4 protein-coding genes are annotated in these 3,040 nt (G+C 58.1%); all 4 read left to right on the forward strand.

The features are described 5' to 3' along the window. The first annotated feature begins 67 nt into the window (after positions 1 to 67). Positions 68 to 478 (forward strand): tyrosine-type recombinase/integrase, encoded by a 411-nt coding sequence (locus ACZ6SD_RS32820; protein ID WP_465320918.1) that lies wholly within the window; start codon positions 68 to 70, stop codon positions 476 to 478. A gap of 344 nt (positions 479 to 822) precedes the next feature. Beyond that, the gene (locus ACZ6SD_RS32825) at positions 823 to 1,980 is read left to right on the forward strand and encodes a hypothetical protein (protein WP_465320919.1); all 1,158 of its coding nucleotides are present in this window, start codon (positions 823 to 825) and stop codon (positions 1,978 to 1,980) included. 41 nt (positions 1,981 to 2,021) lie between these two features. After that, positions 2,022 to 2,570 carry a hypothetical protein gene (locus ACZ6SD_RS32830; protein ID WP_465320920.1) on the forward strand — a complete coding sequence of 183 codons (549 nt, stop codon included), beginning with the start codon at positions 2,022 to 2,024 and terminating at the stop codon, positions 2,568 to 2,570. Between the two features lie 264 nt (positions 2,571 to 2,834). Beyond that, the coding region (locus ACZ6SD_RS32835) for a transposase family protein (RefSeq protein WP_465320921.1) at positions 2,835 to 3,040 on the forward strand (206 nt) is incomplete at its 3' end.

The following is a 3,040-nucleotide window of genomic DNA, read 5'->3' on the forward strand; positions in this document are numbered from 1 at the left end:
TGCGCAGGATCCGGTGTGGTGAACGTTGCGGCACCGTGACCGCGGCTCGGGGCTGCAGCGTCAGCCGATGAACTACGAGGCGTTGCGGGCGGTGTTCCGGCGGGTGAACGCGCTGCTGGGCACGAACTGGTCGATGCACGATCTGCGGCACACCACGGCGTTGCGCATGGCGCGCGACGAGGCGTTGTCGCTGCGCGACGTGCAGACCATCCTCGGCCACCGGCACCTGTCCACGACGGCGCAGGTGTACCTGGTGGAGGATCAGGCGCAGGTGGTGCGTTGGGTCCGGACCTACCTGGACTCGCGCGGCGGGCGCGTCGAGCCGCCGGTGGTGGCGGCAACCAGGGCTGCATTCCGTGCCATCGTGACAAAGGCTTCAGTCCTTCACCAAGCGACCGTTCGTCGGTTGGTTCACCCTTGCAGGTGTCGAAGTAATGCGTCCGGGATCCGCAGCCCTGCTGAAATCGCCTGTCGGTAATTCTTGAGTTCACACCTGTGGTGTCAGTACGTGTCTTCGGGCGTGGCGCAGCGCGTTCGACCACCGAGTCGATGACACCATGGGGCGACATATTGGTGTCAAACCGCGCTTCCGGATGTTCGCTGCTTGACGCAACGTTGCTGTTGCGATCATTCCAGTGAGTGTCTTCACTGTTCGCAGGGCGCTTCCCGCTGGGCTTCCGCGACTGACATCGCCGTCCGCTCGCACGGCCTATACCGCTGACCCCCTCCGGTCGTGTGTTCCGAGCGAGTGGCGCAGACTCCTGTTAATCGACTCGATCAGAGCTTTCATCATTGCAAAATCCGCCCACAAGGAGATGTTTCATGCAGGAGAACCTCACCTCGAACGAGGGTCGCGTCGGTAAACCAAGTGGCGTGAAGATCAAGCTGGCAAAGACGACGCCGGACAGGTACACCGTACAAAAACTGAGGGAACAGTTGCGCGCAATTGGGTTGACATGTCCCGACACGAATGACGAGAAGCTTAGGGAGCACCTCGACAATGTGCGCGATTCCGTTTACAACGGCAAAGTGCAGTCTTATCTGATCGCCAGGAAGAAGACCGGCGACAGCGAGAACGTCCACGCTACCGCGTTGTCCACCATCGACAAGGTGAGGGGGAGCAGTCCGCTTGCACGTGACTTCTTCGTTCACCTGGGCAGCAGTGACATCGCTACCAGCCACTTCGTAGAAGAACTGGTCAGCGACGACCTCGTGGCCGCGAACCTGCTCTCCGAGTTGACCGGTCGCGGGGCAGGTACATCCAACGGGGTTCGGCTGGGTGATCTGCGCGAAGCCTTGGCCGATGCCGGCAACGATCAGGTCCGCTTCCTGTCGGTGCTGCGGGACACCGGTTCGCATGCTCTGGAAGTTATTGGCGCCCTGTCTCTTCGGCAGTTGGAGGGCACTGGGGTCGGAAACTGGAAAGTCGGAGGTCCAGAATACGGGTGCGGCTACATGACGGAGTTGGCCACCATTCAGGAGGAAAGCAATTTCGAGAAACTCGAGAAGCAGTTCAAGAACGATCCGAAGTACAAGTTTGTCGCCGATCGCGCACACCCAAAAACCGTCGACGACAAGAGCGGTAAAGCTGACCCGGGTACTATCAAGTCTTTGTTCGTCGACATTGCCAACGTCGCTTCACAAGCCCTTGTCGGAGGATTGGACAAGAGTGACACTGAGGCAACCTTCACCAACATTATCAAGCCCTACAACAAGGGAAAGAATTACGAAGACAAGAATAGTAGGGTCATTTTCCTTGCGCAGAACTGGAAAGATGCGAACACTGACGGAAACAAGAACAACTACCCGGTTGCGGACATCGTCGGCGTCATGACTGTTAACTGGGATATAAAGCTGACCAATTACAGCAGCAAAAAAGAGAAGGCGGACCGGTATGTCGACGTCAAAGCCAGGGCTGCCGTCTACACGAGTGACGAGGTGATCACCTACCACGCTGATTGGTTGCGAAAAAACGCCTGAGTCGCCCACGCAAGAATCGCGATGATTGAAGGAGAAATCTGATGGCCGACGTGCCAACCGAGGTCGAACTCAAGATCGGCAAAGAAAACAAAGTGAAGATATTCGACAAGTTGCCGAGTGCCAACAAGGATGCGTTCAACGGTGGATTGCCGCTGCTGCCGTGGTCCTCGGAACGTCAACAAGTCATCGTGATGTACTCGGCAAGTCTGCAGCACATCGGCACCATTGACAACACGAGTTCAGATTCGACGACAACCTACAGCAAGAGTATTACCACAGGTTTCACCTTCTCGATTTCGGAAAAAATCGGCTGGTCCGCGTCGGCCGAGGTCGACCTGAAGTTCGCAAAAGTCGGAAGTAGTATGACTTTTGAGCTCACCTTTACTCAGCAATGGTCGAAGTCGACTACTGAAACATACCAATTTTCCGTTCCTGCGGGGAAGAAGTCTTTTAACTATCAGGGGTACCTGCTCGCGTCAGTGCTGGAGTACACCCCCGGAAATCAGACATTCAAGTTCACCGGCGAGAACGCTCGATTCTTGAGCAATATTCTCGTCACACGGAACTCGCCAATCCTGAAGTCTTCCTGAGTGGAACTCGCTGTACAGTCCGAGGCTTGTAACCCAGAGGAATTTCAAAGCTTGTGATCTTGGTGTGAAGTCGGGCCGGAGCGCTGTCGACTCGTGACGCCGAGACAAGGTGGTGGCCTCTCGCCTGCGATGATGCGGGTTCTCACACCAAGCACGTCGCAGAACAAGAGGCCACCGTTGTCAGTGTCGCACGCCCCGGATTCGTGTAGCTCGACCACCGGTCAACCCGATGCGGGTGCCGCCGGTGTACGGGCGCTGGCCGACATGTTCGGAGGAGTAACCGACCCACGCGAGCTGCGGGGCATCCGCCACCAGATCGGCGCGGTGCTGACCGTGATGGTGCTCGCGGTGCTGGCCGGCGCCCGCAACTTCCGGGAAATCGCCGACCGCGGCACGGACCTGCCGGACGACCTGTTGGCCCTGGCGGGATGTCGCGTGCACCCGGCGACCGGCGAACACGTGGTCCCCAG

The sequence above is a fragment of the Actinokineospora sp. NPDC051303 genome (assembly GCF_055586285.1).